This window comes from Mesorhizobium sp. B3-1-7, from assembly GCF_006439385.1.
Taxonomy (GTDB): domain Bacteria; phylum Pseudomonadota; class Alphaproteobacteria; order Rhizobiales; family Rhizobiaceae; genus Mesorhizobium.
Genome location: NZ_VFTL01000059.1, coordinates 1 through 26,936, shown reverse-complemented (window position 1 = coordinate 26,936; position 26,936 = coordinate 1). Strand labels below are relative to the sequence as shown.

Genomic DNA, 26,936 nt, shown 5'->3' with positions numbered 1-26,936 from the left:
GTCAGCGCGCCGGCGACCGCGCCGTTGCCGATCTGTAGCGTGCCGGCCGCAATCGTCGTGCCGGCGCTGTAGCTGTGATTGCCGGTCAGCGTCAGCGTGGCCGTGCCCTGTTTGTTGAGGCTCTCGAAGCCGCTGACATTTACGCCGTCGAGCGTACGGGCCACATTGTTGTTGACCTGCAGGGTATCGCCGGCGCCCGTTTCCCCGCCGGTGCCGGCGTTGACGGTTCCGGCGATCGCGCCGCCATCATTGAGCGTCAGCGTGTCGTTGCCGGCGCCAAGGTTGAGCGCTCCGGCACCGGTGTTCAATGTCCCGGTCAGATTGACAGTGTCGCTGCCACCGCCAAGGTCGCCCGTCGCCCGGAAAATGCCGCCATTGGCGATGTTGATCGTGCTTGCCCCTGCGTCGCCGGTGATTGCTACGGGGGTCGCGCCGACCGCCTGCACGGTGCCATTGACGTTCAAGGTCGAGCCACCATCCATGGCGAGGGTCGGCGTGGTCAGCACCTTGCCCGCGTCGACCTGCAGCGTGCCGGCATTCACGGTCGTGCCGCCGCTGCTGGTCAGGTTGGTTGCCAATTCCAGCATGCCGGCATCGACCTGCGTCGTGCCGCCGATGCTGCTGTCGATCGCCGACGTCAGCCTGGTCGTGCCGGCGCCGATCTGGGCGATGTTGCCGGCTCCGCTCAGGTTGCCGGCAAAGTTGAACGTATCGCTGCGATTGAACGACAGTGTCGAGGTCGAGTTGACGACAACGACATTGCCTGTGCCGGCGTTGCCCGACGTGCCGCCATTGCCGATGATCAGGTTCCCGTCATTGATGACGGTGTTGCCGGAATAGCTGTTGTTGCCCGTCAGCACCCACGTGCCGGCATCGTTCTTGGCCAGCGTCGTTTTCCCGGTCGTGGCATTCTGGTCGACGATCGTTCCGCCCATTATGTTGAGACCGGTGTTCGTGCCGCCCAGCGCCAGCGTGCGCGCTCCGGCCCCACTGTATAATGCGGATCCGGTATTGGTGAACTGGATCGCCCCGGTGCCGGACGATTCGATGAAGCTGACGCCTGTCTGCAGCGTGAACAGCCGGTCGGTGGTGTCGCCCGTGCCGGTATAGCGCAGCGTCGAACCGCTGCCGATCACGAGGCTGGATGCCAGGTTCGACGACTTCCCGATCGAACTCGCCTGGCCGCCATCGGCGAGCTTGTCGACGGCAAGCACGCCGCCGCTGATCGTGGTGATGCCGGTATAGGTACTGGTCTGGTTCTTCAGCACCCAGGTACCCGTGCCGCTCTTGGTGAGAGCGGTAGTGCCGCCCGTCGGGTTGTCGATACGCGCCGAAAGCGAGTTGTCGGCAGTGCTCAGGCCCGCGAGCTGCAGCGTTCGGCTCCCGCTGCCTGACATGGTGACAGGCGCCGTGCTGGTAAAATTGATCGGACCCGGGCCAGAGGCGTACGCGTCGAGACCGCCGCCATTGGGGCCGAAGGTGAACTGCCGGTCGGTGCTGCCACCCGTACCGTTATAACGCAGCACGCCGCCATTGATGATCAGATTGCTCGGCGCGGAACTCGATGCTCCGATCGAGCTGTTGGTGCCACCATTGGCAAGGCTGGCCACGGCGAGGATGCCGCCATTGATGACAGTCGGGCCGGTGTAGCTGCTAGCGCTGCCGGACAACGACTGCGCGCTGGCCCCGTTCTTCACAAGCCCGCCGCTGCCGCTGATGGCACCGTTGTAATTGGCGCTTCCGATACCGCTTATCGTCAACGTGGCGCTGCCAAGCGTGATGTTGCCGCCAGTAATGCCCAGATTACCTTGGCTGATATAACCGACCGTATTGCTGAAACCGTTCAGATCCAGGGTTGCCCCGGTCGTGTCCATTCGCAGGCCGCTCAAGCCGAATGCGCTGGTCGACCCCGCGCGGAGGGTGCCGCCGTTGACGAAAGTCGCACCGTTGTAGGTATTGGCACCGGAGAGCACCAAGGTGCCGGGCCCGAACTTTTCGAGCTGCGTCCCCGTCGCCACCCCGCTGAACTCGAGTGTCGTGGCGGCGTTCTCCACGGTGATCCTGCCCGAGGTCAGTGTAAAGCCGCGATCGGTCGTGACGCTGGCGCCGGTATAGTTCAGTGTGCCATCGATCTGCAGACTGGTCGAGGCGCTGCTCGAGGCGCCGATGTCGCTCGGCTGTCCGCCATTGCGCAGGCAGCTGACGTTCAGCGTGCCGGTGATGGTCGTGGCTCCCGTGTAGCTGTTGGTGCAGCCGCTGAAGGTCTGGCTGCCGCCCGCGACGGCGACGCCGCCGCTGCCGCCGATCGTGCCCGAAAAGCTGCCGTTGCCGTTCGTCGTCAGGGTCGCCGCGCCCAGCAGCACGCTGCCCCCGCCGCCGAGCCCGCCCACGGTGTTGTTGTTGTTGGCCAGATCGAGAGTCGCTCCCGTGGCCACTGTCATCGCCCCTGTGCCGAACGCACCGGCAGACCCTGCACGCAGAATGCCAGCGCTTACCGTGCTGCCGCCGGTATAATTGTTCGTGCCCGACAGCACCAAGACACCGGCGCCGCCCTTGGTGAGACCACCTGTCCCGGTGCCAACCCCGCTCATCGTCAGCGTGGTGCCGCCGATTACGTCGATAGCTCCGCCGCCGGTGCCGAGCGTGAAGCCACGGTCGCTGCTGGTGGTTCCGCCGATATAGCTGAGCTTCCCACCGTTCTGCAGCACAAGATTGGATGAAGCATTGCTCGCCGCGCCGATGCCGCTTGCCTGCCCGCCATTGGCAAGCGCGCTTACGGCCAGAGTGCCGCCGGCAATGGTGGTGGCGCCGACATAGTCGCTGCTCGCGTTGGCCAGCGTCAGCGTGCCGGCACCGGTCTTGATGAAGCCGGCATCGTCCGGGCTGGTCACTTGGCCGGAGAACGTCAGGTTGGTGGCGGCGTTGGTGACCTCGAAGGTGCGCGATGGACCGCCGTTGACGAGGGTGAAGCCGCGATCGGCCGAGGCCGTTGCGCCGGTGTAGCGCAACGTGCCGTTCTCGATCACCAGGTTCGACGACGCGCTGGATGAGGCGCCGATGCCGCTCGCCGCGCCGCCATTGGCGACACTGTTGAAGGCGAGCGTGGCACCGCTCACCGTCGTCGCACCGGTGTAACTGTTGCTGCCCGTCAGCGCGACGACACCGGTGCCGGTCGAGCCTCCCGTGCCGCCCACCGTGAAGGACGTCGGGCCACCGTTGTTGATAATGTTCGAGGCGACGGTGAAGGTGCCGCCACTGTTCTGCTGCACGCCAAGCGCGCTTCCACCGGCGCCTCCGGTCAAGGAGCCGCCCTGGATGGTCTGGTTCGCGGTGCCGACCGAGGGAGAGACGATTATAGTGCCGTCCACGCCGAGCGTATTGCCGGCGCCAACAGTGACGATGGAATTGGCCGCCGCCGTGTATTTGAGGCCGCCGAGCGCGACATTGCCGTTCACCGTGCCGAAATAGGGCGTATTGGCGTTGCCGGCTTCGTCGCTAAGGATATTGCCCGTCGCCCACAGGGCCGCATTGTCCTCATCAACATAGGCGGTGAATGCGGTGATGAAGCCGCCCGACACTTGCGCATAGTCGGTGCCGTTGACGGTTGCCCAGCCGCCAAGCGCGCCGTTGGCATTGCTGGTGGCCATCGACGTTCCCGTGCCGATGCCGAAATCGACCAGACCGCCGGTACGGCTGACGGCGCCGAGTTTGACCGCCAGCACGCCGCCCGCGCCAGCGGTCGCGTTGATCCGGTTGTTGCCCGCCGTGACGTTCAGGCCATTGAAGCTTTGGCTGTTCGTCCCGGTGCCACCTTTCACGGTGAGCGTGCCGCCGCTCATATTGAGCGCCGAGGATATGGAAACGATATTGTCCGTCGGCGCGCCGGGCGCTGTGAAATCCAGCGCCAGCGTGCCGCCGCCGATGCTGGTCGCGCCGGAATAGGTGTTGGCGCCCGTCAGCGTCTGCGTGCTGGCACCTAGCTTGGTGAGGCCGCCGGCGCCGGTAATGACGCCGGCATAGGTGGCGCTGCCCGATGTGCCGTTCACCGTCAGGTTGTTGCTGCCGAGGTCCACGGTCCCGCCGGTGCCCGCCAAGGAGCGCGCGGTTATGTCGAAGCCACCCAGGTCAAGCGTGCCGCCATTGACGACAAGCGGATTGGAAGGCCCGAATGCAGCAGAGCTGCCGGCGGTGAGCGTTCCGCCCTGGACCGTGGTGGTGCCGGTGAAAGTGTTGCTGCCGCTCACCACCCAGGTGCCGGCGCCGTTCATGGTGAGGTTGCCGGCGCCGGAGATCACGCCGGAGAATGTGTTCGCCCCCGCGAAGCTGCCGCCGAGCGTCAGCGTATCGGCGACGCCGCCCGCGACAAAGCTCGTCGGTCCGCTGAAGGAGAGCGCGCCGGTGCCGTCATTGCTGATGGTGCTGGAGCCCGAGATCGTCAGCGTGCGGTTGGTCGCCGAGCCCGTTCCGGTATAGCTCAGCGTGCCGCCGCCGAAATTGATAGTGTTGCCGGTGCCGAACGAGCTGTTGGCACCGCTGTTCGCCAGGGTCCCGGCCCTGACGGTGATAGTGTTGATCGTGGTCGGCCCGGTGTAGGTGTTGGCGTCCCCGAGGGTGATGATCCAGCCAGCATTTCCGGTAAAGGCGATAGCCCGGGCGACCGAGGAACTAATGACGCCCAGCAGGTCCATGTCGCCGGACGCCGCGGAGAAATTCATGGTAAGTCCGTAGGCACCGCCGGCAAGAATATCGCCGGTCAGCGTCAGCGTCCCGGTGCCAGCGTTCTGGAGATAGTTGCCTCCGCTGGAGGTGTTGTTGAAACGCCAGTTGCGATTGGAGCTGTCGCCGTCACCGAAATAGACCAGATTGCCGCCCACTCCGCCACCGGCGCTTACAGTGATGGTACCCGACGCCGCATCCGTAGGCGCGCCGAGCGAGCTTGCCACCCCAAGGTCTGCTACCGAGGTGAAGCCGTTGGTGCCTTGGCCGAAAACCGTCTGACCTGTATAGTCGTTGGCGTCGTTGCTGATTGTGCCTAAAACCTGCAGCCCGCCGGCCCCGGTGAAGCGCGCTGTGAGCGCCCCACTACCTGCGACCGCACGTCCGCTGACGATCGTAACAACCCGGCTGGCGGCAAGTGCGCTGGTCGAGCTGATAGAGGTACCATTCGCAAGTGACACGCCATTGCCGGCCGCGCCGAGTGAGGCATCGCTGGCGAGCCCAAGTCCTCCGGCCGAGACGGTGATGTCACCCGTGAAGGTGTTCGCGCCGGTGAGCGTCAGCCCGCCGGCGCCGACTTTGGTGAAGCCTGATCCGGCGATCACCGAACTGATTGTGGTGGTTCCGGCAGTGGAAATCGTCGGCGTCGTGCCGGTGAGCGTCAGCGTGCTGCCAGCGATTGTATAGCCCGCGACACCGAAGGTCAGATTGTGGGCCGTCATCGGCCCCGCGAGCGTCACCGTCCCGGCGGTGCCGTTGAAGAAGGCATTGTCGCCGCCGACGGCGGCATTGTTCCAACTGGCCATCGGCCCGGTGACACCATCACTGCTCGGATTCCAAAGCAGGGACGAGGTGTTCCAGGCTCCGGTACCCCCGAGGCCCACAGCGGTGCCGTTGACGTCCCAATAGAGATCGGCCGCCCCTGCAGGGACGGCGCCAAGCCCGGCCAATAGCGCGGCCGACACAAGCGCACCACGCAAGACCGGAGCTGCCGTCGAAGCCAGGTGGGCAAGATTCGGCGCATAGCTCGCCGCCTGGCCTTTCCATTTGGTCATACGGCCGCCGCGCAGCAGGCGATGGGCAAATGATGGTTCGCGCGTCGGCTCCGCCGACATGCCTGCTTTGCTGTTCACGATTCTATCCATCATATTCCCCCGCGTCGAATGGTCACTGCCGCAACCAGTCGTCGTAACATGCCGGCCGCCTTGCAAATCGATATGGCCGGGGCGGCAGCCGACCGATCCATGTGATAAGAGATTTGCTGAAGGGGTTGGTGACGAACCGACAGCTGGCAAGGAGGGTTGCCTGCCCGCTTTGCCGGGCCGGAACGGGATGACCCTCGGCGGATCCTTGCATCAGTCGACTGACCGACGGCAATGACGCGCCACTCGCCTGACTAGGCTGCGCCACGACCTCATATATCCGCAATGCCCACTGCTGGCTTGATCTGCTCCAGCATCACCCTCTCCTCAGCCTGATCAGATTGCCAACCGCGATCGCACCTTGGTCCCGGGCAATGGCGGCGTTGCACTGGCGACCGAATCGGCACCGCAAAGCAAGTCTGTCAAGAACATCACACATCAAGCAACTTATAAAGAGGTTAATTGAATCGTTTCGGATTTATTGATGTAAACATTAGGATGTTTAAATATAAGTCAGATCTTACATTCGACTGCAGAATCCCGAGCTTCGCTCGACGGCCTTCATGAAGACACCGCGCGGGTAGCCATCCGGAGAAATCCAGCGAACGAGACCCGGTGTAAACGGGGAGCTGTTTTGCGAACACATTGCCGATGCCCAGGAGCAACGGTACGGGAAATAGAACGTCTACTTCAACAGCGCCATTGTCCTGTCGACGGCGCTGGGGAAGCCGTTCAGCGAGAGCGCCAGATTGGTCTCCTTGCCGCCGTCGGCGACCACCTTGACCTTGAGGCTTTTGCCGTCGCGCAGGCTGGCCAAGGTCTCGGCGTCGAAACTCAGATCGACGAGGCAGCCGCCGGGCAGGCAGGTGCGGAAGCGAGCCCATCGCGGCTCCCACGCATCTTGAAACCCGCAACTGGATTCTGGAGGCCACCGTCACGCCGCAAGCCGGCCTCCCGATACCACTCTGGACAGAACCAACAACCCCACGGCGCGGCTTCTTCGATCTCATCGCCAGAGGCGGAATCGCAGGGTGAACCTACGGATGGGGCGACGGCCCCATCCGCTTTTGGCATGGAATATTCTATTGCTGCGCCAGCGTTTGTTTCGCCATGGCAGCAGCCAATTGGTCGACGTTGTATTTGAACATCCTGGCGTAGGTTGGCGCGGGACCGTCCTCTTTCGAAAGGGCCTCGACGTAGAGCTCTCCGCCCGCTTCGGCGCCCGTGGCGCCCGCGATCTGCTTGACGAGACGCGGATCGTTGGAGTTTTCAAAGAAATAGGTCTTCACACCTTCCTTCTTGATCTGCTCGATCAGCTTGGCGACGTCGCCGGCCGAGGCCTCGGCTTCAGTTGACAAGCCAAGCGGCGACAGGAAAGAAACCCCGTACTCACGTCCGAAATAGCCGAAGGCGTCATGGCTGGTCAGCACCTTGCGCTTCTCCTGCGGAATCGGGTCGATCTTGGAACGCGCGTAGGCGTCGAGTTCATGGAGCTTCTTCATGTATCTCTCGGCATTCGCCTTGAAATGTCCTGCCCCCTCGGGATCGGCTGCCTCGAGCGCCTTCTCGATGTTGCCGACCCAGACCTCGACATTGACCGGGCTGTTCCAGACATGCGGATCGGTCACGGTCTTGCCGTCCTCATCCATCGTGCGGGTCTTGACGCCTTCGGAAGCGACGACCGGCGTTCCGGTGTAACCGGAACCGCTGATCAGGCGATCCATCCAGCCCTCCAGCCCTTCGCCACTGACGAAAACGACATCGGCGGCTTTGAGGTTCTTGGCGTCGTCCGGCGTCGGCTCGTATTCATGGGGATCGCCGTCGGCCGGTACGATTGTCTTGACTTCGACATTGCTGCCGCCGACTTCCTTGGCCACGTCGGCAAGCACCGTGAAGCTCGCAACGACATGCAGCGTCTTCGCGGAGGCAGCGGCCGCCACCGCAAACACGGCAACAGCGCTGAGCCCAAGCGTGGCCATCATATTCAGTCTTCTCATCGAAACTCTCCTTGGTGATCAGCCCGTAAGGTGTGGGCGGGGAAACAGACGCCGCACGGCACCCGACGGAGCGGCAAGCAGCGAGACGCAATAGAGGAGGCTTGCGGTCAGGATGATGCATGGTCCCGAGGCGTAGCCGAGATGGAATGAGGCGATCAGCCCGACGAAACCGGAGAGCGCTGCCGTCGAAGCCGCCACGATGAACATTCCGGGCACGCTGCGTGCCCATAGCCGGGCAATCGCGGCGGGCAGCATCATGAGCCCCACCGCCATGAGCGTACCCAAGGCCTGAAAGCCGGCGACGAGATTGAGAACGACCAGGAAGAGAAAGACGAGATGGTGGAGCGACCCGCGTCCGCCGACCGCGCGAAGAAATCCGGGGTCGAAACATTCGGCGATCAGCGGGCGGTATACGATCGCAAGGATGATCAGCGTGAGCGAAGCGATCGTCGCGACCAGGTAAAGCGCCGGCGCGTCGATCGCGAGGATGGTACCGAACAATACGTGCAGCAGATCCCGGCTCGATCCGCGCAGCGAGACGATCAGCACGCCGGCGGCGAGCGACGTGAGATAGAAGGTGGCAAAACTGGCATCCTCGCGCAGCGACGTCGTGCGGCTGACGATGCCCGACAGGATCGCAACGGCGAGCCCGGCGATCAGCCCGCCGATGCCCATGGCAGTCAGCGAAAAGCCCGCGAACAGGAAGCCGACCGCCGCGCCGGGCAAGACGGCATGGCTGAGCGAATCCCCGACCAGGCTCATACGGCGCAGCATCAGGAGCACGCCGACCGGGCCGGAGCCCAGTCCAAGGCAGAAACAGGCGACAAGCGCCCGGCGCATGAAGCCATAGTCGGCGAAAGGCGCCAAAATCAGGTCGTGCAGGCTCATGCTGCTTTGTTCCTGGGCCGGTGACAAACCTCGGCAAAGTCGTCCCAGTTTTCCGCCATGGCTCTTGCCTTGAGCAGATTCTCTGCGGTCATCACCGATGATGTCGGACCCCATCCGATCGGTTCGCGGGCGATCAGCAGCGTTTCGGGGAAATGTGCCCTCACCTGTTCGAAATCATGCAGGACGGCGATGATCGTGCGGCCGTCGCGGTGCCAACGCAGCAGGATATCCATCAGATCGCGCGTGGTCCTGGCGTCGATGGCGGTGAACGGCTCATCGAGCAGGATGACCCGTGCGTCCTGCAGCAGCAGCCGGGCGAACAGCACACGCTGGAACTGCCCTGCGGAGAGCGAGCCAATGGGACGACGTTCGAACCCTTCCAGGCCGACGGCCGACAGCGCCTCCCGCGCCTTCGCCGTGATCGCCGCGGTGATACCGCGAAACGCACCGACAACGTGCCACGCGCCGAGCATGACCGTGTCTCCGACGCTCAGCGGGAAACTGCGGTCGATCTCCGCCGCCTGCGGCAGGTAGCCGAAGTCGCGCGAGGAAAGTTCGGCGTGGTCGATATGTCCTTCCACGACAGGGAGCTGGTTCATCAGCGCCTTGACCAGCGTCGATTTGCCGGCGCCATTCGGGCCCGCGATCGCCGTCATGCTGCCCGGAAGAAACGAGCCGGAAAGATGATGCACGGCCGGGCGCCGATCATAGGCGACTGTCACGTTCGACAGGCTGATGAGGCGGCCGCCCGCCTCGGCGGCTGCGGGATCTATCTTGTTCATGCCAGCGACACCGCCCAGGCAACCGCCAGCCACAGCGCGACGATGATGAGGACCAAGACCCCCAGACGCTCCAACGCGGACCAGACGAGAAAGCTGCGGGCGAAGATCGTTCGCCCCGCCGAGATTCGTGGCCAGTTCATGCGGCTTCCTCCGTCCAGCGCGGAAACGGATCGGACAGATGCTTCCATTGTGCCGGCGAGAAAGTTTCGGCGGCAACCAGGCAGGAATCGAGTTCATCCCGGATGCGCGCTTCGTTCATCGGGTGCGTTCCGATGAAGACGATCTCCTGCCGGCGGTCTCCCCAGACCGGATCGAAATAAGGCTGCATGGATTGGCGCCAGCCGTCGTTGTCGGGCCATCTGGCCTTCGGAACCGCCGACCACCAGAAGCCGCGCCGGCCGCTGCGGACCAACGCACCAGCCTGGCTCAATTCGCCAACATGCCGCGGGCGCGTGGCCAGCCAGAAGAATCCCTTGGCGCGGACGACGCCCGGCCATGCGCGGTCGATGAAAGCCTTGAATCTCGTCGGATCGAAGGGCCGGCGCGCCCGGTAGACGAACGAACTAATCCCGTATTCCTCGGTTTCGGGAACGTGTTCGGAAAAGCCGTTCAGCTCCTTGAACCAGAGCGGATGCTGATGCGCCTTGTCGAAATCGAACAGGCCGGTGTCGAGGATTGCCGCAAGGTCCACCCGACCAAAATCAGTCTCGATGATCCGCGCATCCCGATTGAGCGCACGCACGATCTTTCGCGCGGCGTCGAGGTGGGCCGCCGTCGCGGCCGACACCTTGTTGAGCACGATGACATCGGCAAATTCGATCTGCTCGACCAGCAGGTCGACAAGCGCGCGGTTGTCCCCATTGCCAAGCGATTCACCGCGATCCTTCAGGAAATCGCTCGAGGCGTAGTCCTTCAGCAGATTGGCGGCGTCGACCACGGTGACCATGGCGTCGAGCTTCGCCACGTCCGACAGGCTGACGCCATTTTCGTCACGAAACTCGAAGGTGGAGGCAACCGGAAGCGGCTCGGAAACGCCGGTGGATTCGATCAGAAGATTGTCAAACCGGCCCTGCCTTGCCAGCGCCTGAACTTCCTTCAGAAGGTCGTCCCTCAAGGTGCAGCAGATGCAACCATTGGTCATCTCGACCAGTTGCTCGTCGGTCCGCGACAGGTTCGCCCCGCCGTCGCGGATCAGCGACCCATCGATGTTGACCTCGCTCATGTCGTTGACGATCACAGCGACCCGCCGACCCTGGCGATTGCCGAGAATGGTGTTGAGAAGTGTCGTCTTTCCGGCGCCGAGAAAGCCGGAAAGGACGGTCACCGGCAATTTGCGCCCTGCCTCTGCCTGCATGTGATCTCCGGTAGATTTCAATTCCAGTTGACCCCTGGGTAGGTTATGTTATTACATTGGTCAACAGAAAGTTATGTTATTTCATAACAGAAACGTGAACCGAATGCTCGATCTCAATCGCGTCGGCACGATCCCCGGCGGTCTGACCAAGAACCAGGCGCTCGTGCTGGAGATCATAGACAAAGCAGGTAAGCCGATCGGCGCCTACGAGATTTTGAGGGAACTTGGGCCTCGGGGGATCAAATCACCGGTGCAGATTTACCGGGCGGTCAACAGTCTTATTCAATGCGGTATCGTCCACAAGGTCGAGAGCATGAACGCCTTCGTGCGCTGCACCGACGCGCACCCCCATCATGGACAAACGACGATCCTCGCGGTCTGCGACCGGTGTGGAACTGTTGTTGAACACCACGACGAGACAGTCGATCGTCGGCTTGTGGCCTGGGCCGAGCAAGAGGCCTTTCAGGTCGATACTGTCGCCATTGAACTCAAGGTGCGCTGCGCCAGCTGCAATGCCTCAGCTTCCTGAAGTGGCAGCCTGCGTTACGCCAACTTCACACCCTGGGTATCGTGAACCAGTCCGGCCTCAGTCGGATTCTGAAAGGAACGGGTTGATCGTCTCCCAGGTCTGGTTCGGAAACTCCTCGTAGAATGAGAGCTTGCCGCGCGGCAGTTCGACGGTCCGCACATTCGTCAGCGATGCCAGGCCCGTCATCTCGGCCCTGGACTTGCGTGGGGTTCCGCCTCCGTAGACGACGAGTATCTTCGTCGAGATTCTTCGCGCGCTTTCCAGGAAGGCATCGCGATCGGTGAACGGATCGAGTTCCCCGGCGACGAAGCGGAAGGAAGCGTAGCGGGCGCCAGGCGCGTCGGTGACGGTGCGTTTTTCGGCCATGCGCTCCGGCGTCAGCCAGGCCGGATCGGCATAGACATGGCCGCGCGCCATCATGCCGATGACAAGGCTGTTCACATTGAGCCGATAGAGAAAAGACCCGGCGAGCGGCAGGTCGACGGCCTTTGCCAGCCCGCGAAACAGCGCCATGCGCCTGCCGGTCATGGTTGGAAGCGGCCCACGCCAGGTCGGCGACAGCAGGCAAAGGCGACCCAAGCCACCCGGATTTTCGGCGGCCACTGCCAGCGCATAGCCCGCGCCATGACCGGCGGCGATGGTCGCAGCAGGCTGAACGACACTCTGCGTCACGAAGCGCAGGAATGTACGATAAAGTTCCGGGCGCCAGGCAATCCTGGGGCGAGGCAAGGCGCCGAAGCCGGGCCAGTCGATGGCCGTCGTGGCAAAGGATGCGCCGAGCCTCTCCTGCAGCGGTCGCATTTCGGCGCGGGTCGAGATCGAGCTGAGCGCCGGCAAAAGGAGCAGGTTCTTGCCCGTTCCAAAACGGGTCAGGCCGACGGCAACCTTTTTGCCGTCCGCAATCCATTCAATTTGATCCTCGATCCAGTCCATGCCTTCAATGCTGTTTGACGCTGACCTTCGGGGATGAACACTCCGCGTTTGCGTCGAGGAGCCGTTGCCCGATTTGCAGCGCGAGCGCGATGTCGGGCTCTGCAATCATTGCCACGGCCTTGCCGACGCGCAAGGAGCGTATCGGCCGCTCCAATATGCTGATGACTGTCTCCAGGTCCGGACAGCCGGATTCGCGGCAGCGAACCTCCGTCACGGTGATTGCGACATCTTCCTTCAGATCAAGCCCATCGCGTATCCATTGTTTGATCCTGTCCGCATGAGATGATGAAGGTCCCCGTCTGGGCGCAAAGGGATTGACGAATTTCACCAGCTTCGCGGCCTCTCGTGATAGGCGAAGGTCACGCCCGGCACCCCATGAACCCGCTCTCGATGATACCCTTCGGCAGATTGCGGCCGATGAAGACAAGACGACTGGTCCGCTCCTCATCAGCCTTCCACGGCCGCTGGTGATCGCCTTCCAGCAGCATATGGACGGCTTGCACCACAAAGCGATCGTCGTCGTCCTTGAAAGCGAGAATGCCCTTCATGCGCAACATATCCATGCCGAACTGCTGCGTGACCGTCTGCAGCCACGGCAGGAATTTTTTCGGGTCGAGCGGTTCCCTGGTGACCAGGGCGAAGCTGGTCACATGGTCATCGTGCTCATGCTCGTGGAACTCGTCGAGGAAATCCGGTTCAACTTCGAGGATACGGTCAAGGTCGAACGAATTGCGGCCGAGAACCTTGTCGAGATCGACGTCGCAACGCTGTGTGCGGTGGATGGAAACAGTGGGGTTGATGCGCCGGATGCGGCTCTCGACCTCCTTCAGGTCTTCGGCCGAGACGAGGTCGGTCTTGTTGAGCAGCACCGTGTCGGCGAATGCCAACTGCTCCTGGGCTTCGTGCGCTTCGTCGATCTCGCCGAGCAGATGCTTGGCGTCGACCACAGTCACGATGGAATCGAGCCTGGTCTTGGAACGAACGTCCTCGTCGACGAAAAACGTCTGCGCGACCGGCGCCGGGTCGGCGAGGCCGGTCGTCTCCACCAGGATAGCGTCGAAACGGTCGCGACGGCGCATCAGGCTGTCGATGATGCGGATCAAATCGCCGCGCACCGTGCAGCAGATGCAGCCATTGTTCATCTCGAACACTTCTTCGTCGGCGTCGACGATAAGGTCGTTGTCGATACCGACCTCGCCGAACTCGTTGACAATGACGGCAAACTTCTTGCCGTGATTTTCGGACAGGATACGGTTCAACAGCGTGGTTTTGCCCGCGCCGAGATAGCCGGTCAGCACGGTCACTGGAGTCTGGGTCTGCATGGCGGGAAACTCCGTTGAGGGGGCGGTTTTCATCTTGTTATCGGTTATAGTATAACGTATCAAGCACAAAGATGTGAGGGTTGAACGGGTGTCCTTGGGGACACTTCCTCGTCATAGAGGGCGGGGATCGTTCGATCCTGACAAGATGTGGGGCGGGGACCAGAGAGGGGAAATCTGGCAAATGGCAGTGCCTATCGTGCCCGCAGCGGGCAAGTATCGTCGGGGGCATGATGGCAATTCCGGCGCGTTCCGGCATCGCGGTATCGATTTGAGCCATGGTCCCCTGGCGGGCATTCACTGGCAGGAACGAACCGTGCGGTTTGCGTTTCGAACCCATGCGCGACTCGTGCTCGCGATCATGGTCGCGGCCATCGGCGCCACGGGTATGCTGCTTGGCACATTGCGTGTTGCCGTGCGTCCTCCGGTCTTTGCCCAGGCAATCCCGGCAAAACCACAAAGGACAAGACAAGGATCGACACCAAAGGACGATCGGCTGCCACCGCCGCATGTCGCTGGAGCGGATGCGATCGCCAATCTGGTGGAAGCCGGCCCCAATGGATCCGCCAACGAATTCACCTATCGCCATGTCGAGGTTTCGCTGGGCAATCCATCTGCTGACGATCAATCGGATGCGGCGGAACCGCTGCTTTTTCAGGAATATGCTGTTGCGCGGCCGAGTCCCTTCGATGCGCTGCTCGCAAAGCCACGGACCGACGCCTCATCAAACCGTGCTCCGAGCGCGGTCCCTCGGCCAATGCCGGGCAATTCCAAGATGATGGCGGCGCGAGGGACTCCTATCAATGTCAGCATGGCCGCGGAGCAGCCGGCGCCGCATATCAAACGGGTGGCGGCGATGCCGAAGTCCGATGTGGACGTTGCCGCTTTTTTAGCTGCCGCGGGTTTGAGCAATGCCGATGGCCATTTGCTGGCGGATGCGTTGAAGGAGCAGGCCATTGCCCCTTCCGACCGTGTCGACCTGATGCTTGAAACGCCGGCATCGAAAGCCGGAACCGCGCAACTCGCGGCGGTCCGGGTCCTTCGGGATAATGGTGCGGAGGCGATTCTTGCGCGGAGCGACGCTGGAGGTTTTCGGCCGATCGCCAACCACGACTGGTTTGACCGCCTCGCTGCCGAGGCGACCGAAGCAGGCTTCCACGCGGAAGGCATGGACGGACTGGATGCGGATGGAAATGTCTCGCAACTGCGGGCGAAATATCCGCTTGTCATGCAGCGCCTTGAAAAGGAAAAAGTGCCGCCCGCCGTGGCGAGCCAGATTATCGGGCTGGCGCGCAACTGCGGCCTCAAGCTCGATGGTGGCTCGGCTGACGCCCACTTAATCGAGCTGATCTTCCGGACACGTGCTGATGGCAGCTCCGAACTTGTCTCGGCAAGATTCGACAGCGGAGATGGCGGCAAGACATTCTATCGCTATCGGCCGTCCGCAAACGAAGAGGCGGAATTCTTCGATGACCAGGGGCGGTCTGTTTCAAAGATGATGATGGCAAAGCCAGTCGCCAACGGAAGGCTTGGCGATGGTTTTGCCTGGCGGCTGCATCCAATTCTCAGACGATGGCTGCATCATAACGGCGTCGACTACGCTGCCCCCTATGGCTCTCCGATCGTCGCCGCGGGGGACGGCAAGGTTGCCATCATCGGTTGGCAGCCCGGCTATGGCAAGTATGTGCGCCTGCAGCACGATGGCGGGTATTTCACGACCTACGCCCATATTTCCCGAGTGCCCGCGACGCTTCAGGTTGGACAATATGTGAAGCAGGGGCAGGTGATCGCCTATATCGGCTCGACAGGTCTTTCGACTGGGCCGCACCTTTATTACGAATTGCGGATCGGCGGCCGCTACTACGATCCTACATCCGTGCGGCTGACGGCCGGCACTCGATTGACCGGGCAGAGGTTTGAAGCCTTGCGAAAGCAGATCGACCACGTGGGGAGAATTTCGCGATATTTGGAGCAGGCCATGACGGCGGTCCCGAAGGACCGTGGACACCTCAGTCACGTGAACTTCGATCACGCGAATGCTCTCGCGGCGCCGGCCCGAAGCTGATCGCCTCCGTCTCTCGGCACGTGTTCGATTCCGAAAGCCAATCTGCCCGCCAGATCTGCTCCGGGTCGAACTCCCAGAGGTGACCGGGACTTCAAGCGCCTCTTCGTTTCAGCTTCGGCACCCTTGCGCTCTCACGCTCCAGCGCCGACAATTGAGGCTCCGCTTCGAGCTCAACGCCAAAAATAGCCGTTTTCTGGTTCGCTGAATCCATTGAGCGTAAAAGTCATATCTTGATGATTCCATCGATGGCAATTTGCCGGTTTGGCAACATGGCAGGTTCGTGAGTGGCGCAGACACTTGAAGAGAAAGCGGAGCTGCCGTCCATCAGCAGCCAGATCCGGTTTGGCTATTTTGCATACGGCATGGTGGCGGCGGCAACAGCTCTGACGGCCGGCTCCACGATGGCGCAAGCGCATGTCATTCAATCGGGGACGGGTGGATTTGGCAGCGGCTTCGAACATCCGCTGACCGGGCCTGATCATTTCCTGGCCATGTTTGCCGTGGGACTGTGGGGCGCCCAGATCGGTGGGCGTTCGATCTGGACGCTGCCGGTTGCATTCCCGCTGGTCATGGTCGTGGGCGGGATTGCCGGAATAGCAGGTGTCCCGCTGCCCGGTGTTGAGATTGGCATTGCGCTGTCGATCATCGCCCTGGGGCTGGCCATCGCCTGCGCCTGGCGGCCGGCGGAATGGGTTGCGTTGCTTATGATTGCCGTGTTCGCCATCTGCCACGGACACGCCCACGGCGCCGAACTGCCGAATGCAGCCGACCCGGCCGACTATGCAATCGGCTTCGTCATCGCCACCGGCTTGATCCATCTGCTGGGTATCGGATTCGGACTTCTGCTGGGCAAGGCATTCGGCGGACGGTTGTCGCAGGGCCTGGGCGGATTGATCGCGGCGGGAGGCGTTTATTTCCTTGTCGCCTGAAACATATCCCAAGCGATCGGCGTGGCGATTCCTGTTTCGATGGTCAGGCCCTGTCGTGGCCATCGCTGGCGTTGCCATGATCGGCGTACTTGCGACCTCTTCGGAAAGGACGCAGACGTCCTGGTGGATCCTCAACAGCGCCCTTTCTCCTGAACGCGTCTTGCCGCTGGTCGGATTGGGCTTTGCAACCGCTCTGGTAAGCGTGAGGCTTGGAGTTCTCACACTCGTGGCATTGCTGCTGGGCGAGGTGGTCGGGACTCTGCTTTACGATCGATTCCTTGATGTGATGGCCGGCGTACGGGGAGCGACGACTCACGCTTTCCTTACCGCGCCATTTTCGATGCTGATAATCGGCATCGTTCTCGTCGTTTCCGGTCGTTTCCGAACTTGCACAATACCCGCCGCGGCGTTGCTCATCGGCGCGTTGTTGGCCGTCGTCACAAAGTTCACCGACCCTACGTTGAACGATTTCCAAATACCGCTCTCGGGGACGATCATCGCCCTTTGGATCGTTGTCGCCGTCGGCCTTATCGGACGGATTTTCCCGCCTGCGTGGTACACGATCGGCACACGCATTCTGGGCAGTTGGCTGGTCGCGATCGGGCTCCTCCTTGGAGGAACGGCGATCGCCACCAAGCCTCCAACAACCATGCCCCAACCATCGGGGGCTGCTCCCGCCGATGGATTGCCCACTGGGAAATACCGCTATGAGCCTCCTGTTCAGCAATTTACGCGTCCGCGCGATTCCTTGAAGCAGGGCGAACACAAGCTGATGCCGTGAACGGTATCCCGGCCAGAAAAACATCCTGGTCGCGTGGCTGCGGCAGGCCGGCTGCTCTGGTGTTCGACGCTTTCAGCCGTTCATCAGGGAGTCATTGCGCCGCCTTCAAGCGCCGGATGAGACCGGCGCCCAGATAGGCAGTGGCACCGAGCGATGTGATCCAGAAGCTCGTCGGCCAGTCTGTTTCGAACGCAAGCCACAAGCTGGTCCAGGCGATGGCGACCGCTAGCGCGATCGAGACAAGGATGCCCCGCAGCACACCGCGGGTCAGGCGCAGCGTCGTTGCCGCCGGGGCGACCATCAGCGCGAAGACGAGAAGCACGCCGACGATTTGGGTGGCTTCAGCCGTCGTCACGGCGACAATGATCATGAACAATGTCGAAACCAGATCGAGGTTCACGCCCTTGGCCTCCGCCAGCTCAGGCTGCAGGCTGGCGAAGAGCAAGGGTCTGGAAATGAAGGTCAAGCCGACCAGGATCGCCAGGGAAAGCACTGCAAGGATGACGACCGTCCGGAAACTGATGCCGAGCACGTTTCCAAACAGGACATTCGTCGCCTGGGACGCGAAAGCGGTGTAGAAATGCAGGAAAAGCAAGCCGAGACCGAGCGAAAGGGTCAGCACGATGCCGATCGCGACGTCGCGATGCGCTCTTTCGCCCAGAAGGCCGATGCCGATGCCGGCCAGCACGGTGAAGATAGTCAACCCGAAGAATGGCGACAGGCCGAGCAGGCCGGCGCCCGTTGCGCCAGGAAATCCGACATGAGCCAGCGCATGTCCTGCGAAGGTCTGGCCTCGCAGCACGAGGAAATATCCTACCGCCCCGGTCACGATGGCAACGACCGTGCACGCGGCGAAGGCGTTGCGCATGAATTCGTAGTCAAACATCGTGAACATGCGCGGCGCCCTCCAGTTCAACGTCGTCGGCCATCACGAAGATGCGTCCGCCTACCCGCACCACGTTGATGTGCGTTCCATAAAGCCTCGACAGGACCGGACCGTTGATGACCTCGTCGACGCTCCCGATCGCGGCGTTGCCGTTCCCGAGATAGAGGACGGCATCGACGGCGCGCAGCAAGGGGTTGATCTCGTGCGAGCAGAAGATGACGGCGATACCCAGCCGCTCGCCGACCTCATGGACGAGTTCGATGATGGTGCGCTGATGCGCGGCGTCCAGGCTGATCAGCGGCTCGTCGAGCAGCAGCAGCTTGGGGTCGCCGATCAGCGACTGGGCGATGAGGATTCGCTGCCGCTCGCCCCCCGACAGCTCCGCGAACGGCCTCCTGGCGATATCGGCCGCGCCGACCTCTTCAAGCGCTTTCCATGCCGCGTCCTTCTCGATCGCCGACGCCGCCGGCCAGCGCCAACGATGGCCGCCCGCCGCCGTGACGACGAGATCGAAGCCGCTGATGCCGGCATGGGTCACGGTGCGGCGCGCCTGCGGCATATAGCCTATGGCGGGATTGCCGCGTGTCGGCGGCCGGCCAAGGACGGAAATCGTTCCGCTGGCCGGACGGAAAAGCCCCAGGACCGCGCGCAGCATCGTTGTCTTGCCCGCCCCATTGGCGCCAAGCAGCCCCACGAACGCACCCTGTGGAATGGAAAAGGAGACGTCGGTAAGAACCCGGCGTCCCCCATAGGTCAATGTGACCCTGTCGAAGGCGATGACATTCATTGTGTGCGGGCAGCCAAGGCCTTCTGCACGTCGCTGATCTGGCCGCCGAACCACGACTGGATCGTCTTGCCGGCGGGTTCCGTCTCGGTTACGCCTATGACGGTGACCTTGTTCTGCTTGGCAATGTCGAGGAGACGCGTCGTCGCTTCGTCCGTCACCTGCGAATTGTAGAAGAGGATCTTGGCCGATCCGTCCTTGAGGCTGTTCTCGAATGCCGCCACCTGCGTCGGGCTCGGCTCGGCATCGTTCATCACCGTGACCTGAAAATCGTAGTTCAGCATCTTGAGGCCGAGGGCATCGGCCATATAGCCGAACACCGGCTCCGTCGCGGTGACCTCGGTTCCGCCATAGGCCTTCTTGACGTCGTCGATCTGCTTGTTGATTGCATCCAACGACGACTGAAACTTCGCCAGGTTGGCCTGATAGTGCGCTGCATTGGCGGGGTCGAGCTTTGAAAGGTCGGCGGAGAGTTGCTTGGCGATCGCGGGCAGCGTCGCCGGATTGTACCACAAATGCGGGTTGTCGCCCGACTTCTTGCCGATCAGATCCGCGGCCACGATGGTCGTGCGCTGCGCGTTGGTGGAGGCTGATAGAAGTTTCTCCATCCACGGATCGTAATCCGCGCCGTTGTAGATGATGATCTTGGCGTCGGCGATCGTGCGCGCCGTCGATGGGCTGGTCTCGAACAGATGCGGGTCATCGTCGGGATTGGCAAGGATGCTGGTCACCGCGACATTGCTGCCGCCGATCTGACGGGCGAGATCGCCATAGAAATTCTCGGCCGCGACGATGTTCACCTTATCTTCGGCGCGAGCACCGCCGCCTGTCAGCAATGTCACGGCGAACAACAGCGCCGCCAAAAATGGAAAGGAACGCATGTCTTTCTCCCTTTGCAGAGCGAGGCAACCCCTGTCGCCGAAGCGATCACTGGGTAGGTTATGTTATTACGTCAGTCAACCAGAAAGCGATGTTATCACATAACGGAAATGTGAAAATATGTGCGATCCGCTCTCGGCAGGTCCGACCTCCCGCGGCCTGACGATACCCAGGTACCGTAGGCCAATCGGTGCTCGCCGGCCGCCACGGTGTCGCCCGCGGCGCCCAATTTTTTGTTATCGTCCCGCTGGCCGAAGCCACGATAGCCAAGCCGAAATCACGTATGCTATAGCCCTGGAGGACAGGATCGGCTTGGCCAAATGACATTGTCGCGCAGACGATCGCCCGCACCAGCAGCGATCGCCGCTGCACTGGTTCTTTTCGTTCAGGCATTCGTAAGCGGTGCGGGAATCGGCGCGCAGGCCGCCACTGGGCCGCGCGATGCTTTCGGCAACATCTTGTGCACCGCCGATGCGGGAACCACTTCGCACAGCGGATCGCATAGCGGCGGCTATGATTGCGACTGCTGCCTGTCCGGCTGCGATTTCGCAACGGCGATCATTCCCGAAGCGAACAGCGTCGAGCCGCTGTTGAACGCCTTCCTCATCACCTCCGACAGCAGGCGTTTTTCCGATGCATTGGTCCGGCGTTACGAGCTTCAGCCGCTCAGCTCACGCGGTCCCCCCTGACTGGAAACCGGCGGAAGCAACCGTGGCGGTTGCAGGATCGCTTCTAGATCTCGACCAGTCTCCAATTCAATTCGGGCCGGCCTAGTCCGCCCACCATAAGGAAATGAACCATGCGCAATATCGTTCTCGCAACCGCATTTGCAGCCCTCTCCTCCGTCGCGCTTTCGGAAGCCGCGTATGCCCATGCCCATCTCGAAGCGGCGCAACCGCCGATCAACGGGACGGTCAAGGAAGCGCCTACGGAGCTTGACCTCAAGTTCAGCGAGGAGCTCAACCTGAAGTTCACCGGCGTGAAGGTCACCGGACCCGATAAGAAGGCGGTCAAGACCGACAATGACATGCTGATGGACGGCGATAAGACCTTCATGGTCAATCTACCAGCAGGACTTGCTGCCGGTACCTACAAGGTCGAGTGGCATGCGCTGTCGCAGGACGGCCACAAGACGCATGGCGACTACAAGTTCACCGTGAAGCCGTGATCGGCCAGAGGGGGCACGATTCGTGCCCCCTCGTTCGCTCCGCCCGATGATGGACCACCCTACGTCCGATCGCCCGGCCGCCCGATGACGCCGGACACCCTGCTCATGGCCTGCCGCTTCGTTCACGATGCGGCGCTGATGCTGCTATGGGGCGGCTTCGGCTATCTCACAACGCTTGTCCCGCGACGTCTGGCCGAGCCGGTGGCGGAGAGGTTGACGATCTTTCGCCTTGCGGCGGTCGGCCTGGTCCTGGTCACGACATGCGCGGCATTGCCGCTGCAGGCCGCGATGATCGGCGATGGCTGGCCGGATGCCGTCAACGGACAGGTGCTCGGCGACATCGTTGTCTCGACGAGCGTCGGCAAGGCGTGGCTTTGGCAACTGTCCGCTGCCGGCGCGCTGGCGATCGCGCAGAGCGCTTCCGCCCGCCTTGCGCCAATGGCGACGGCTGCGACGGCGGCCCTGGCCTTGGCCAGCCTCGCGCTCACTGGACACGCCGTCATGCAGGACGGCTGGCAAGGCGTTGTCCATCCGCTCAACGACATCCTGCACCTGCTTGCCGCGGGCGCATGGTTCGGCGCCCTACTGCCGCTTGTACTCGTGCTGGCCAGATTCGGCCGGCCGCCATTCCGGGCGGAGACCGCGACAGCGCTTCGCCGTTTCTCGACGGCCGGCCACTGGGCGGTCGCGCTGGCGATCCTCTCCGGCATCGGCAACAGCCTTTTCATCGTCGGCTGGCCGTTCGGCTGGAGTTCGACCTACCGGGCGTTGTTGACGGCGAAGATCGCTGTCGTGCTCGTCATGACTTCGGTAGCGATTCTCAACCGCTATCGGTTTGTGCCCCGCATCGGCCGCGACCGAGCCTCGGCCCTCGCGGCAATCCGGACGGGCACGCTGGTCGAGATCGGCCTCGGCCTTGCCGCCATCCTGCTCGTCGCGATCTTTGGCATGCTCGATCCGAACGGCGGGGAGTGATCCTACCTGATGGCGGAGCCCGATTGTTCCGCGATATGGGCTCTTCCGCAAAAGCGGGCGAGCCCGTTCGAGCGTCAGGCTCCCGCCGGCTGAAGACCAGCTTCCTTGAAGCGCTTCGGCACCAAGCAGTCGATGATGGCGAAGACGACGATCGCGATGCCAGTCAGCGGAAAGAGAGCCGAAACCGCAAGCGCGATCACTATGATCGCCACCGGCGCCCGGTAGTTCTTCGGATAAAGCGGCGCGCCGAGGCGCCCCGTGGGGCGGCGCTTCCACCACATCACGACGCCGGACAACGCCATAGTGATGACCGACAGGCAGAACAGCACGTTGAGCGCGGTATTCCACCAGCCGAGATTGGCCTGATGCAGTGCGATGCCGACCGCCATCGCCTTGCCGGCCAGCCCGTAGTCGGCGAAGCGCACGTCGGCAAGAATCTTGCCGGTGTAGCGGTCGATATGGACCGTGCGGTCGCCGAAAGCGTTCTTGGTGTCGCCATCCATGGAATCGGCCGAGATAGTGTAGACGCCGCCCTCGCCCTGCGGCGCGTTGATGCGGAACTGCTCGGTGAAGCCGCTGGCGCGGGCGTAGGCGGCGACGGTGTCGAGATTGATCTGGCCCATCTGCAGGCCGGCGGAACCCGCCTGCGAACCCGACATCGGCATCGGCGTCTGCTCCAGCGCCCAGGGCACTTCCTTCAAGGCGCCATGATTCATCGAGGCATGGGTCTTGTCGGATAGCGGAACATTGTCCCATTTCGCCGCCGGAAAAGTGCTCCAGGCCTGCATGATCTTGGTGCCCCAGATGCCGGTCCAGGAGAGACCGGAGAGCAGGAAGAAGAACAGCACGATTGAGATGTAGAAGCCCAGGGAGACGTGGATTTCCTTCCAGAACGAGCGCCCCCGCGCGGAGAGATTCGGGAACAGCACCTTGCCGAGCGAACGTCCGTTGCGCGGCCACCACATATAGAGCCCGGTGAGGATCAGCACGATGCCGAGGCCGGCGGCGACCTCGATCAGACGATCGCCGACATCGCCTAGCAGCAGCGTGCCGTGGATGTTGTCGGCCCAGTAGAACCAAGTATCATCCTTGACGATTGTATCCAGCGCCTTGGCGTCATGCGGATCGATGGCGACGACATTGTCCTTGCCATTGCCGTTGACGATGAAGACGGTGGCGCGGTCGTCCTCCTTCGGCACCACCATCAGCTTCAGCGCGCCGCCGGGAATCGCCGCGACGGCCGCTTGCGACTGCGCCTCGTAGGAAGCGCGCTCGCCACCGGGCGCCACGTAGTGCTTGGCGCCGAGAAAGGTCTCGATCGAATTGCCGTAGACCATGATGAGGCCGGTGCAGGCGAGCACCAGCAGGAACGGGATGACATAGAGGCCGGCATAGAAATGCCAGCGCCAGATGGCGCGATAGAGCCTTGTGCTGACAGCCACGTCCGGCTGTGTCGCAAGCGTTGCGGTAGACATGATAACCTCTCCAGGAAGGCGGTCCGAGCGGCCGCCGTTGCAATGTTTTGAAGGGGGAACAGCCGCGTCCGGGACGCGGCCGTGCTATTTCAGTCGCGTACGATGCCAGGCAGCACATGGTGGACGGGAACAGCCAGTTGGCCGAACAGCCATGCCACCACGAAGGCGTCAAAGACATCGAGGCCGTTGCGCTGCAGATCGAACAGCCGCGCGCCCGGTTCGGGAGACTTCGGGACAACTCAAGCGAACACGGCAAGGCCGGACGCCGCACCCGTGGCGAAGGTCAGTCCGAACTGCACCCAGGGACTGGAGCTTGTGCACTGGCCCAGTCTCATGCCGAGCCGCCGATCAGCCGGCGGAGTTTTTGAACCCGCATCGCCATCTCCTCGCCGTAGGAGATCGTCCCGGTGAACTGCCCTTCGGCATCCATCAGGAACATCGTCGCGGTGTGGTCCATGGTGTAGTCGCCGTCGTCGGTCGGCACCTTCTTGTAGTAGATGCGGTATTCCCTGCCGATTGAGGCGATCTCGGTTTCGGTGCCGGTAAGCCCGGTAATGTGCTTGTCGAAGGACTGCAGGTAGCGCGCCATGAATTCCGACGTATCCCGCGTCGGATCGACGGAGACGAACAGCACCCTGAGCTTGTCGGCATCAGGGCCGAGGGTCTTGAGCGCTTCCGTCGTCTCCCACAGCGTGGTCGGGCAGACTTCCGGGCAGCGCGTGAAGCCGAAGACGATCGCGAACGGCTTGCCGCGCAGATCGGTGTCCGAAAGCTTCTCCCCGGTCTGGGTGGTGAGCGTGAACGGCCCGCCGATCGGCGAGACGTTCCGCTGCACCAGCCTTGGCCAGACAAGCATTGCGGTTATCCCGACCAGCATAAGCGCCAGGCAGGCAAGCGCGATGATCGAGCCCAATCGCCTTGCGGGACGAGCACTATTCGCCGTGGTCGTCATGCTCGCCTCCCATGGCGTCGACGGCGTATTCGACCTCGACCGTGCCCGCCTTCTCGAAGGTCAGCGTGCCCTTGAAGGGCTGGCCCTGTTTCACCGGCTGCTTCAGGCCCATGAACATGATGTGGAACGAGCCGGGCTTGAGCGTGACCTCGCCGCCGGCCGGTATCTCCAACCCGTCGGCGAGTTGCTTCATGGTCATGACGCCCTGGGCGTCCACAGCCATTTCGTGGACTTGCGTCATGCCGGCTATGTCGCCGGTTGCCGAGACGAGGCGATCGGCCGTCGATCCATGGTTCTTCAGCGTGAAGTAGCCGGCGGCAACCGCCGCACCTTCAGGTGTGGCACGCGACCAGGGATGGACGATCTCGATATCGCCGGCCTTGAACTCATGTGCCCACAAGGAGTGGGTTGTTGCGAAAATCAGTGCCAGCGTGAAAACGGCGATGCCTAGCCGTTCCTCGAACGAACGAAATCGGCCGAGCGGATGGGCAAACGAAAGCGTGCGCGCGAAAGCGCGGAATGGATTTTGCATCTGGATTGCTCCCAAGGCGGTCCCACCGATTTGACGGCGGAATCCGAAGCCTTTGATCTTGAAGGGTGATGTCCCGCCTACGCGGGTCGCCATCAGACCAATATTGGGGGAGCGCGGGGATTGCCGGGCCGATAGCCCTTCTCGTTGAGGTCTATCGTCTTGGGGTGGGTGAACGCCAGTCGCTCGGCGGTGCGCAGACCTGGCGCGATCTGGCCGACGTTCGTCGGCGCGGCCACGCCTGGCCAGAACATGCTGCAGGCAAAGGTGCAGCAGGAGGGGACTTTGGAGTGATCCGGCGAACTGTTGCCGCCCGAACCGTCATGACCCGGACCGTTGAGGCAGAGCGGATTGCCGAAAGCATCCAGTTGCTGCCCAGCGCCAGCCGCGCCGAGCGCGAAGGCGCCGACGACGGATTGGACGACAAGCACCAGCGCAAGCGCTAGCGCTCCAATCAGCCCTGCTTTCCTGGTGCGATAGCCCACAAACGGCCTCCAATGACCGATACCTATCATCACGCCGGAGTGATCAGAAATACTTTCCAAAGGTGCGGCGATTTGTGCAAGCCGTTTTGCGGCACCAAGCGGCCTACGATTTGGGCGATGAGGTTTGGACCCTGAGGGCAGGAGTTTGCCTATGAACGCGATTCTGGCGACGGCAAAGGTCACTCAAGTCTTATTTCTCGGGATGATCGACTGCCGCTATTTTGACTCGCGCCTTTCGATGATGTGGCGCCGCTTGGAACGAAACGAATTTCAGTGGTATCGACAGTTCGTTTGGTCACTTCGCCATGCTCGAGCGCCTCCTTGAAAGATGCCGCGCGTAAGCAAAGCGTAAGCACGGCAGGGCAGGGTTTCGGCCGCCCTGTCGTAGCCGCGGCGCCTATCGAATTCAAATTTGTTTTGTGATTTCAGTGGCATAGCGCACAATCGGATAGAAACGGATAGTTTCGGCGAAAGCCATTATCCATTCTCCGAAGGCAGCACCTAGCTCCCCTCACAGCGTCTCCCTTATCGCCGCCGCCAACCTCTCCACCCCGTCCCGCATCTGCGCCGCGTCACAAGCCGCATAGCCCAGCACCAGCCCTTGGGTCGGCGCCGTGTCCTGGAAATATTTCGACAGCGGCGAGACGTTGATCGCCCTTCTTGCCGCGGCCTGGCTGACCTTGATGTCGTCTATACCTGGCTTGAGGTAGCCCACCACCTGGATGCCGGCTTCGGCGGGGGAGAGGGTGATCTCGTCGCGGAGTCGTTCCGCAACAATGTCGCGAAAAAGCTGGCGGCGCTGGGCGTAGATGCGGCGCATGCGCTTCAGGTGCCGGCTCATATGGCCTTCGGTGATGAAATCGGCCAAGGCGGCCTGCAGCAGCAGCGGCGCGAACTGGCCGGTGGTGGAGAGCGCGTTGACGATGCGGCCGGCGAGCTCCACGGGAAGCACCATGAAGCCGAGGCGAAGTGCGGGAAACAGGAGCTTGGCGAAGGTGCCGACATAGATGACGCGGCCGGAGCGGTCCATGCTCTGGATCGCCGGCACAGGCCTCCCTTGAAAGCGGTATTCGCCGTCGAAATCGTCCTCGATCACCCAGGCATTGGCGGTCTCGGCGATGTCGAGCAGGCGCAGCCGCTCCTCCATGCGCATGGTGATGCCGAGCGGATGCTGGCAGGCCGGCGTCACATAGATGAGGCGGGGCAACGGGTCCGGCGGGTCGAGATACCAGCCGCGCTCCTGGTCGACCGGGATGGGCAGGATCCTGGCACCGGCCACGGTGAAGGCGGCCTTGGCGCCGTAATAGCCGGGCTCCTCCATCCACACCGTGTCGTCGGGGTCGAGCAAAAGGCGCGCGAGAAGATCGA

At 62.5% G+C, this 26,936-nt stretch carries 24 protein-coding genes and 1 pseudogene; 7 read left to right on the top strand and 18 right to left on the bottom strand.

The features are described 5' to 3' along the window. The 7 genes and pseudogenes from FJ417_RS31790 to zigA form a co-directional block, all read right to left on the bottom strand. A partial coding sequence (locus FJ417_RS31790) for an autotransporter-associated beta strand repeat-containing protein (protein ID WP_246687622.1) occupies positions 1-5,849 on the bottom strand: 5,849 nt, incomplete at its 3' end. A 694-nt stretch (positions 5,850-6,543) separates the two neighbouring features. Further along, positions 6,544-6,735: pseudogene (locus FJ417_RS31785) on the bottom strand (invasion associated locus B family protein); the annotation flags it as partial. A gap of 205 nt (positions 6,736-6,940) precedes the next feature. Next, entirely contained in the window at positions 6,941-7,855 is a 915-nt protein-coding gene (locus tag FJ417_RS31780) for a zinc ABC transporter substrate-binding protein (protein WP_140786186.1), read from the bottom strand. Positions 7,856-7,873: 18 nt separating this feature from the next. Next, complete coding sequence (locus FJ417_RS31775; protein ID WP_140786185.1) at positions 7,874-8,743, bottom strand: metal ABC transporter permease; 870 nt, start codon at positions 8,741-8,743, stop codon at positions 7,874-7,876. Continuing rightward, entirely contained in the window at positions 8,740-9,525 is a 786-nt protein-coding gene (locus tag FJ417_RS31770) for a metal ABC transporter ATP-binding protein (protein WP_140786184.1), read from the bottom strand. Before FJ417_RS31770 ends, FJ417_RS31775 begins: the two co-directional genes overlap by 4 nt. Next, on the bottom strand, positions 9,522-9,665 hold the full coding sequence (locus FJ417_RS33335) for a hypothetical protein (RefSeq protein WP_181183355.1): 144 nt from the start codon (positions 9,663-9,665) through the stop codon (positions 9,522-9,524). The genes FJ417_RS31770 and FJ417_RS33335 overlap by 4 nt, the downstream gene beginning before the upstream one ends. After that, positions 9,662-10,879, bottom strand: a complete 1,218-nt coding sequence (gene zigA, locus FJ417_RS31765) for a zinc metallochaperone GTPase ZigA (RefSeq protein WP_140786183.1) — start codon at positions 10,877-10,879, stop codon at positions 9,662-9,664. Before zigA ends, FJ417_RS33335 begins: the two co-directional genes overlap by 4 nt. 103 nt (positions 10,880-10,982) lie before the next feature. On the opposite strand from zigA, the gene FJ417_RS31760 reads away from it, so the two are divergent. Further along, positions 10,983-11,408, top strand: a complete 426-nt coding sequence (locus tag FJ417_RS31760; protein WP_181183354.1) for a Fur family transcriptional regulator — start codon at positions 10,983-10,985, stop codon at positions 11,406-11,408. 57 nt (positions 11,409-11,465) lie between these two features. On the opposite strand, the gene FJ417_RS31755 is transcribed toward FJ417_RS31760, so the two are convergent. From FJ417_RS31755 to FJ417_RS31745, 3 genes are read right to left on the bottom strand one after another with little or no spacing between them, the layout of a single operon-like run. Further along, a complete protein-coding gene (locus tag FJ417_RS31755) occupies positions 11,466-12,341 on the bottom strand; it encodes an alpha/beta hydrolase (RefSeq protein ID WP_140786181.1) in 876 nt (291 codons plus the stop codon). Between the two features lie 4 nt (positions 12,342-12,345). Further along, a complete protein-coding gene (locus tag FJ417_RS31750) occupies positions 12,346-12,669 on the bottom strand; it encodes a nitrate reductase (RefSeq protein ID WP_181183353.1) in 324 nt (107 codons plus the stop codon). Between the two features lie 31 nt (positions 12,670-12,700). After that, positions 12,701-13,663: a GTP-binding protein gene (locus FJ417_RS31745; protein ID WP_140786180.1), complete on the bottom strand. Its 963-nt coding sequence runs from the start codon at positions 13,661-13,663 to the stop codon at positions 12,701-12,703. A 181-nt stretch (positions 13,664-13,844) separates the two neighbouring features. Here FJ417_RS31745 and FJ417_RS31740 point away from each other — a divergent pair, with 181 nt between their 5' ends. From FJ417_RS31740 to FJ417_RS31730, 3 genes are all read left to right on the top strand, one after another. Next, positions 13,845-15,725 carry a M23 family metallopeptidase gene (locus FJ417_RS31740; protein WP_181183352.1) on the top strand — a complete coding sequence of 627 codons (1,881 nt, stop codon included), beginning with the start codon at positions 13,845-13,847 and terminating at the stop codon, positions 15,723-15,725. 284 nt (positions 15,726-16,009) lie between these two features. Continuing rightward, on the top strand, positions 16,010-16,654 hold the full coding sequence (locus tag FJ417_RS31735) for a HupE/UreJ family protein (protein ID WP_246687619.1): 645 nt from the start codon (positions 16,010-16,012) through the stop codon (positions 16,652-16,654). A 76-nt stretch (positions 16,655-16,730) separates the two neighbouring features. Continuing rightward, complete coding sequence (locus tag FJ417_RS31730; RefSeq protein ID WP_140786178.1) at positions 16,731-17,435, top strand: hypothetical protein; 705 nt, start codon at positions 16,731-16,733, stop codon at positions 17,433-17,435. 91 nt (positions 17,436-17,526) lie between these two features. On the opposite strand, the gene FJ417_RS31725 is transcribed toward FJ417_RS31730, so the two are convergent. From FJ417_RS31725 to FJ417_RS31715, 3 genes are read right to left on the bottom strand one after another with little or no spacing between them, the layout of a single operon-like run. After that, entirely contained in the window at positions 17,527-18,330 is an 804-nt protein-coding gene (locus tag FJ417_RS31725) for a metal ABC transporter permease (protein WP_210239424.1), read from the bottom strand. Beyond that, positions 18,314-19,108 carry an ABC transporter ATP-binding protein gene (locus FJ417_RS31720; protein ID WP_140711154.1) on the bottom strand — a complete coding sequence of 265 codons (795 nt, stop codon included), beginning with the start codon at positions 19,106-19,108 and terminating at the stop codon, positions 18,314-18,316. The genes FJ417_RS31725 and FJ417_RS31720 overlap by 17 nt, the downstream gene beginning before the upstream one ends. Then, on the bottom strand, positions 19,105-19,986 hold the full coding sequence (locus FJ417_RS31715; RefSeq protein WP_140786177.1) for a zinc ABC transporter substrate-binding protein: 882 nt from the start codon (positions 19,984-19,986) through the stop codon (positions 19,105-19,107). Before FJ417_RS31715 ends, FJ417_RS31720 begins: the two co-directional genes overlap by 4 nt. Before the next feature lie 318 nt (positions 19,987-20,304). Between FJ417_RS31715 and FJ417_RS31710 the strand changes: the two genes are divergently transcribed. The 3 genes from FJ417_RS31710 to copD all read left to right on the top strand — a co-directional run bounded on the left by FJ417_RS31710 (position 20,305) and on the right by copD (position 22,127). Further along, positions 20,305-20,673 carry a hypothetical protein gene (locus FJ417_RS31710; protein WP_140786176.1) on the top strand — a complete coding sequence of 123 codons (369 nt, stop codon included), beginning with the start codon at positions 20,305-20,307 and terminating at the stop codon, positions 20,671-20,673. 110 nt (positions 20,674-20,783) lie between these two features. Then, on the top strand, positions 20,784-21,152 hold the full coding sequence (copC, locus tag FJ417_RS31705) for a copper homeostasis periplasmic binding protein CopC (protein ID WP_140711152.1): 369 nt from the start codon (positions 20,784-20,786) through the stop codon (positions 21,150-21,152). An 84-nt stretch (positions 21,153-21,236) separates the two neighbouring features. After that, positions 21,237-22,127, top strand: coding sequence for a copper homeostasis membrane protein CopD (copD, locus tag FJ417_RS31700; RefSeq protein ID WP_140786175.1), 891 nt, complete (start codon positions 21,237-21,239; stop codon positions 22,125-22,127). Positions 22,128-22,201: 74 nt separating this feature from the next. On the opposite strand, the gene FJ417_RS31695 is transcribed toward copD, so the two are convergent. The 5 genes from FJ417_RS31695 to FJ417_RS31675 form a co-directional block, all read right to left on the bottom strand. Then, a complete protein-coding gene (locus FJ417_RS31695) occupies positions 22,202-23,602 on the bottom strand; it encodes a PepSY domain-containing protein (RefSeq protein WP_140786174.1) in 1,401 nt (466 codons plus the stop codon). A 331-nt stretch (positions 23,603-23,933) separates the two neighbouring features. Next, the gene (locus FJ417_RS31690; protein ID WP_140786173.1) at positions 23,934-24,554 is read right to left on the bottom strand and encodes an SCO family protein; all 621 of its coding nucleotides are present in this window, start codon (positions 24,552-24,554) and stop codon (positions 23,934-23,936) included. Further along, a complete protein-coding gene (locus FJ417_RS31685; protein ID WP_140786172.1) occupies positions 24,535-25,086 on the bottom strand; it encodes a copper chaperone PCu(A)C in 552 nt (183 codons plus the stop codon). Before FJ417_RS31685 ends, FJ417_RS31690 begins: the two co-directional genes overlap by 20 nt. A gap of 92 nt (positions 25,087-25,178) precedes the next feature. Beyond that, complete coding sequence (locus FJ417_RS31680; protein WP_140786171.1) at positions 25,179-25,568, bottom strand: hypothetical protein; 390 nt, start codon at positions 25,566-25,568, stop codon at positions 25,179-25,181. Between the two features lie 511 nt (positions 25,569-26,079). Then, the coding region (locus FJ417_RS31675; RefSeq protein WP_140786170.1) for a PLP-dependent aminotransferase family protein at positions 26,080-26,936 on the bottom strand (857 nt) is incomplete at its 5' end.

What these genes read in the sequence shown, in the direction of transcription:
- FJ417_RS31780 (WP_140786186.1), bottom strand. Translation starts at nt 7,855, where the DNA reads ATGAGAAGACTGAATATGATGGCCACGCTTGGGCTCAGCGCTGTTGCC.
- FJ417_RS31685 (WP_140786172.1), bottom strand. Translation starts at nt 25,086, where the DNA reads ATGCAAAATCCATTCCGCGCTTTCGCGCGCACGCTTTCGTTTGCCCAT.
- FJ417_RS31725 (WP_210239424.1), bottom strand. Translation starts at nt 18,330, where the DNA reads ATGTTCACGATGTTTGACTACGAATTCATGCGCAACGCCTTCGCCGCG.
- copD (WP_140786175.1), top strand. Translation starts at nt 21,237, where the DNA reads ATGACGCCGGACACCCTGCTCATGGCCTGCCGCTTCGTTCACGATGCG.
- FJ417_RS31760 (WP_181183354.1), top strand. Translation starts at nt 10,983, where the DNA reads ATGCTCGATCTCAATCGCGTCGGCACGATCCCCGGCGGTCTGACCAAG.
- FJ417_RS31715 (WP_140786177.1), bottom strand. Translation starts at nt 19,986, where the DNA reads ATGCGTTCCTTTCCATTTTTGGCGGCGCTGTTGTTCGCCGTGACATTG.
- FJ417_RS31775 (WP_140786185.1), bottom strand. Translation starts at nt 8,743, where the DNA reads ATGAGCCTGCACGACCTGATTTTGGCGCCTTTCGCCGACTATGGCTTC.
- FJ417_RS31730 (WP_140786178.1), top strand. Translation starts at nt 16,731, where the DNA reads ATGATCGGCGTACTTGCGACCTCTTCGGAAAGGACGCAGACGTCCTGG.
- FJ417_RS31740 (WP_181183352.1), top strand. Translation starts at nt 13,845, where the DNA reads ATGGCAGTGCCTATCGTGCCCGCAGCGGGCAAGTATCGTCGGGGGCAT.
- FJ417_RS31770 (WP_140786184.1), bottom strand. Translation starts at nt 9,525, where the DNA reads ATGAACAAGATAGATCCCGCAGCCGCCGAGGCGGGCGGCCGCCTCATC.
- FJ417_RS33335 (WP_181183355.1), bottom strand. Translation starts at nt 9,665, where the DNA reads ATGAACTGGCCACGAATCTCGGCGGGGCGAACGATCTTCGCCCGCAGC.
- FJ417_RS31745 (WP_140786180.1), bottom strand. Translation starts at nt 13,663, where the DNA reads ATGCAGACCCAGACTCCAGTGACCGTGCTGACCGGCTATCTCGGCGCG.
- FJ417_RS31695 (WP_140786174.1), bottom strand. Translation starts at nt 23,602, where the DNA reads ATGTCTACCGCAACGCTTGCGACACAGCCGGACGTGGCTGTCAGCACA.
- zigA (WP_140786183.1), bottom strand. Translation starts at nt 10,879, where the DNA reads ATGCAGGCAGAGGCAGGGCGCAAATTGCCGGTGACCGTCCTTTCCGGC.
- copC (WP_140711152.1), top strand. Translation starts at nt 20,784, where the DNA reads ATGCGCAATATCGTTCTCGCAACCGCATTTGCAGCCCTCTCCTCCGTC.
- FJ417_RS31710 (WP_140786176.1), top strand. Translation starts at nt 20,305, where the DNA reads ATGACATTGTCGCGCAGACGATCGCCCGCACCAGCAGCGATCGCCGCT.
- FJ417_RS31720 (WP_140711154.1), bottom strand. Translation starts at nt 19,108, where the DNA reads ATGAATGTCATCGCCTTCGACAGGGTCACATTGACCTATGGGGGACGC.
- FJ417_RS31755 (WP_140786181.1), bottom strand. Translation starts at nt 12,341, where the DNA reads ATGGACTGGATCGAGGATCAAATTGAATGGATTGCGGACGGCAAAAAG.
- FJ417_RS31690 (WP_140786173.1), bottom strand. Translation starts at nt 24,554, where the DNA reads ATGACGACCACGGCGAATAGTGCTCGTCCCGCAAGGCGATTGGGCTCG.